The organism is Parasediminibacterium schistidii (assembly GCF_046546515.1).
Classification (GTDB): domain Bacteria; phylum Bacteroidota; class Bacteroidia; order Chitinophagales; family Chitinophagaceae; genus Parasediminibacterium.
The window spans coordinates 1-4,762 of sequence record NZ_JBKHKJ010000072.1; the positions used below are offsets into that span (position 1 = coordinate 1).

A 4,762-nucleotide genomic window follows, 5' to 3' on the forward strand; every position below is an offset into this window, starting at 1 on the left:
TTATATCATAATCCTAAGATTGGATACGTTTTTAGTGGAAGAAAATATCCCTTAATACAGTCAATGTTTAGTACACAAATTGGTATATGGTCTTTCTCCCTAAAACCTGTGTTGGGATATAATTGTTTACCTTCCCAAAATACACCCCTTAAAGAATCAAAATTTTTTTCAAACTGGGAATGTTTTTATTTCCCTAAAACTATTCTCTGTTTTTTCAAATATAAAAACATGGTTGCCATTGGTAAGGCATAGGTAAGGTACAGGCATAGCTTGGTGGTAATGCAATATTTGCCCCACTGTTTTTTCTGTTAATGGCACATTCATTTCCTTGCATTCAATTATCATCCACGGGATGGCCTTTTTGTAAAGGATAATATCGCAGCGCTTGCGCAGTTCACCCAATTGAATTTCTTTTTCAATGGCTATTAGTGAGGCTGGGTATTGTATTTCCTGCAATAGATATTGGATAAAATTCTGCCTCACCCATTCCTCTGGCGTAAGGCTAACCCATCGTTTCCTTGCTCCGTCAAAGATTAGTTCCTTGCCTTTTTCTGCTTTTATTTTAAAATTGTAGGGTGGGTACTCAATTTTTATCATTGGATAAAGGTAAAATGTTTTATTTTTACAGATTAAGTATTTTGAAAAAAAAACCAACAATGAAGACAAAAGAAGAAATAGTAAACAACTGGCTGCCCCGCTACACGGGTGAAACATTAGAGAATTTTGGCAAATATATATTGCTAACGAACTTTGCGAACTATGTAGAGCTATTTGCCACATGGAACAATGTGCCGATAATAGGCAAAGACCGACCTTTTCAATGTGCCACTGCCGATGGCATTACCATTATCAATTTTGGCATGGGTAGCCCAAGTGCAGCTACTGTAATGGACTTACTTAGTGCCATTGCCCCGAAAGCCGTATTGTTCCTAGGGAAATGTGGTGGGCTTAAAAAAAGGAATAAGCTTGGCGATTTAATTTTGCCAATTGCAGCTATAAGGGGCGAGGGTACCAGCCGGGATTATTTTCCGCCTGAAGTGCCTGCCATGCCAGCATTTGCCTTGCAAAAAGCCATTTCCACCACCATCAGGGATTTTAATACCGATTATTGGACAGGCACTGTTTATACCACCAACCGCAGGGTTTGGGAACATGACGATACGTTTAAGGAATACCTGACCGCAGTGAGGGCTTATGCGATAGACATGGAAACAGCTACTATATTTACGGTTGGGTTTTACAATAAAATACCTACTGGGGCTTTGTTGCTGGTAAGCGATTCGCCAATGGTGCCAGACGGTGTAAAAACTGAGGCCAGCGATAAAAAAGTAACAACAGAGTATGTAGAAAGGCACTTGAAAATAGGGATGGCCTCTTTAAAACAATTGATTAACAATGGCGCTACTGTAAGGCACTTGCAGTTTTAGTTGTCTGAACCTGGATTAATATGATTAGAAGGATTAAAATGATTTTGGTTGCATGATTCTTTTTCCTTCAGACCGAGGGTTGCCAACCTTTTGAAGGTTGGCAACCCTTTTTCTTTGCTTTTTCCTCTTTATTTCCTTCATGCTACTTTGAGCCTTAGTGCCTTTGTGGCGAAAAAAAAATTAGAAAGGCAAGCCAATACCTAACTGAAACGCATAGTTTTTAATGCGCACCCCATTTTGCCTAACGCTTGTCCATTCAAAATGGTCAAAATCCATCCAGCCATTGTTGCCTAAGCGGGCAGGATCTTTTAGTTTATAAGCAAAATCGACCCGGATAAGGAAATAAGAAAAATCGACCCGGATGCCTGTTCCAACCCCAATTGCCAAGTCTTTGTCCAGCCGCTTAATATCAAATGAAGCGTTTGGGTCTGCCGCTTGTTTATTGATGTTCCATACATTGCCCATGTCGCTATACAATGCGCTGCCAATTTTTATGCCAGCCAATGTGCCAAGGGGGAAGCGGTATTCAACATTGGCTTCCATTGTGAAGTCTCCAAAGCGGTCTGTATAGCCACCTGTTGTAGTGTCAGATGCTTGCGAAGAACCTAAGCCGAGTTGGCGAAGGCCCCATGCCCTCATGCTGTTTGGGCCACCCATAAAATATTGTTTAAATACAGGCATAGATGGGCTGCTGTGCAGGCCTACGCCTGTAAAAAAGCGGGTGGCCAACTCTGTTTTTCGGTAGTTTTTAATGTAGCGGTACTCGCCTTCTAGTTTGTTGTATTCAAAAACATGGCTTGTAGGGCCAATTATCTGGTTGATACCCCAGCCACTTTCCTCATACCCAAATCGGATATAATGGTTCTTGCTAGGGTTTCGCTTGCTGGTAAATGTTTTGTTCCATAAAAAGCTAATGCCCACAACCTGCCCATCTTTAAATGAGTTGCGCAAAAAAGGGTTGCTTTTAAAAAGGGTGTCTAATCCCGGTAGGGTATCTACTTTATATAATTCTATATTGGGAAGCTTAAACAAATAGGTATTGTTGCCCTTGATTCCTTCAAACCCTATGCTGGTAACGAATGAGCGTAGCTGGTACAATGTTTTTCTGTCTGTGTACGAGCCTGCCACATTAAAAAGCGAGCGCTTGTTGTCTAAGGTATTCAGGATGGTTTTTGGCAAAACCCATCTTGGGAAAATGTAGGTTTGGCTAAGGTTTACTTGCGTTGTTTGCAGCAAAGGCTGCTTGGCGGCTGTTGCTGTTTTTTTATCAATATTAAGTTCTACGCCAAACCTCAGGCTGGTGAGCGATTGGATAGCTTGCCGCCCCACATTCCTGTTTTTATAACTAAGGTTGGTAGCAAGGCCTAGCAAATTGCCTGAGCCAATATCGCCTGTGTTCTTGCTAAATTCTTGGTTTATGGTGTAGCCTTGTTTTTTTTCTGGTATCATAAAAACATATAGGTCTATACTGTCTTTGCCCCTTATTGAGGGCTTTATATCCACCTGTTTCCATGTGCCTATTTGCGACAGCCGGCTTACCGATTTATAATAAAGATCTTCGTTGTACAAATCGCCATTGCGCAGGAAAGTATGCTCCCGCAATGGCCTGAAATGTATCCTTTCATCCCTATAGAATATCGTCATCTCCTTTTGCGTTGCACTTTTATAGCTTTTATTGTTGATGATAGTGTCGGGATTGTAATAAGCGTCTTTTAAATCGGGGTAGTAATAAATATTGCCTATGTGGAATTGTTGGGTAGCGGAGCTGTCCCTGCCCATCCTTTGCATGATGGTGATGCCCCATGTAGGGTTTTCCCTTCTTTTTTTATCGGCGGCGGCTATTAGCTGCGCTTGTTCTAAGGGGTCTAACACAAGTTTTAAAAACCTGCTGTCCAATGTGTCCACTAGGGCATACATATCCTCCCTTGTAAATTTATAATAGCCATTTTGGTGGTACAAATTTAGCAACCTATCCAGCTCGCTGTTAATGATTTGCTTGGTATATGGGTTGCCTTTCTTGATTAAACCGTATTTTGCTTGCAGCATAGTGATTTTCTGCAAAGTAGAGTCAATTGGTTGTTTTGTGGTATCAAGCATGTTATATGCCACCGTGTCTATCATTATGCTCTTTCCTAAGGAAATGGTATAAGCTACATTTGCTCTTATCTGGGCTTTTATCGTGTCAAAATGATGTGAGGGGATAAAGCTTGCATAGTAATACCCTTGCGAGTTTAGGTACGCATTCATATAGCTTTTGCTCCGGGCAAGGTTGTTGGTGTCAAAAACAGGTGGGTTGCGTAGCTTGTAAATAAAGCCTAGTTGCTGCACCCGGTTGGCTTTCATGCTGTCGTCCCAATAATTATTCAGTTCTTCAGACAGCCGAATTTTCTCATCTTTGGTGACATTTCCCTTTAGTGTAACCTTGTTCCTGAATACAAAAGGCTGGTTTTTTGGGGGATTCCGTACAATAGTACAGGCTGTAAGCAATAAAGCAAAGCAAAAAGCAGGTAGCACCCGTGTGAAAAAAACTGTTTTGCTATTTAAAAACATAAGGTATGATCAATAAGAATGAGGTTAAATATATACAATCCTTGAGCCAAAAAAAACACAGGCTACAGGAAGGTTTGTTTATAGCCGAGGGTGTAAAGTTGGTGGAAGAAATAATACAGAGCCAATATACGGTTAAAAAAATATACGCAACAGAAAAATGGTTGATTGGCAGGGGAGGGGATGGGCAAGCAGTAACCGTGGTTTCGGAAGCAGAGCTGGCCCGGATTTCTACTTTGCAAACGCCCAACCAAGTACTGGCTTTGGTTCAACAGCCCACTATACAAGCACAGATTGAATTTAAAAATAAGCTCAGTTTGGTGCTTGATGGTATCCAAGACCCTGGTAATTTAGGCACTATTATACGCATTGCAGATTGGTTTGGCATAAAACAAATTATTTGCAGCCCCGACACCGTAGAATTGTACAACCCAAAAGTGATTCAAAGCACAATGGGGTCTTTTTTAAGGGTACATATTATTTATACAGATTTGAAAGAAGTATTGGCCAAAGCAGGTGTGCCTATCTTGGGGGCATTGTTGAATGGCGAGAGCATATATACTTTTCCTCCAATTGATGAAGCCATTTTAATGATTGGCAGCGAAGGAAAGGGGATAAGCGATGATTTGCTGCCTTTTATTACCAAACCCGTGACCATCCCCAAAATGGGCGGGGCAGAAAGTCTGAACGCGGCGGTAGCAACAGGGATATTGATTTCGCATTTAGTAGTAAGTCGTAAGTCGTAAGTCGTAAGTCGTAAGTCGTAAGTCGTAAGTCGTAAGTCGTAA

4 protein-coding genes are annotated in these 4,762 nt (G+C 41.3%); 2 read left to right on the forward strand and 2 right to left on the reverse strand.

Annotated features, from left to right (window positions below; all coding sequences use genetic code 11):
* Positions 1–168: 168 nt before the first annotated feature.
* Positions 169–597, reverse strand: a complete 429-nt coding sequence (locus tag ACHFIY_RS19075; protein ID WP_410847723.1) for a type I restriction enzyme HsdR N-terminal domain-containing protein — start codon at positions 595–597, stop codon at positions 169–171.
* Positions 598–656: 59 nt separating this feature from the next.
* Here ACHFIY_RS19075 and ACHFIY_RS19080 point away from each other — a divergent pair, with 59 nt between their 5' ends.
* Positions 657–1,427: an AMP nucleosidase gene (locus ACHFIY_RS19080; RefSeq protein ID WP_410847724.1), complete on the forward strand. Its 771-nt coding sequence runs from the start codon at positions 657–659 to the stop codon at positions 1,425–1,427.
* A gap of 180 nt (positions 1,428–1,607) precedes the next feature.
* Here ACHFIY_RS19080 and ACHFIY_RS19085 read toward each other — a convergent pair whose 3' ends face one another.
* Positions 1,608–3,977 carry a BamA/TamA family outer membrane protein gene (locus ACHFIY_RS19085; protein WP_410847725.1) on the reverse strand — a complete coding sequence of 790 codons (2,370 nt, stop codon included), beginning with the start codon at positions 3,975–3,977 and terminating at the stop codon, positions 1,608–1,610.
* 5 nt (positions 3,978–3,982) lie between these two features.
* Here ACHFIY_RS19085 and ACHFIY_RS19090 point away from each other — a divergent pair, with 5 nt between their 5' ends.
* Entirely contained in the window at positions 3,983–4,720 is a 738-nt protein-coding gene (locus ACHFIY_RS19090; protein ID WP_410847726.1) for a TrmH family RNA methyltransferase, read from the forward strand.
* The last annotated feature ends 42 nt before the right edge of the window (positions 4,721–4,762 follow it).

Excerpts from the sequence above, each read along its gene's own strand:
- ACHFIY_RS19075 (WP_410847723.1), bottom strand. The coding sequence starts at position 597 with ATGATAAAAATTGAGTACCCACCCTACAATTTTAAAATAAAAGCAGAA.
- ACHFIY_RS19080 (WP_410847724.1), top strand. The coding sequence starts at position 657 with ATGAAGACAAAAGAAGAAATAGTAAACAACTGGCTGCCCCGCTACACG.
- ACHFIY_RS19085 (WP_410847725.1), bottom strand. The coding sequence starts at position 3,977 with ATGTTTTTAAATAGCAAAACAGTTTTTTTCACACGGGTGCTACCTGCT.
- ACHFIY_RS19090 (WP_410847726.1), top strand. The coding sequence starts at position 3,983 with ATGATCAATAAGAATGAGGTTAAATATATACAATCCTTGAGCCAAAAA.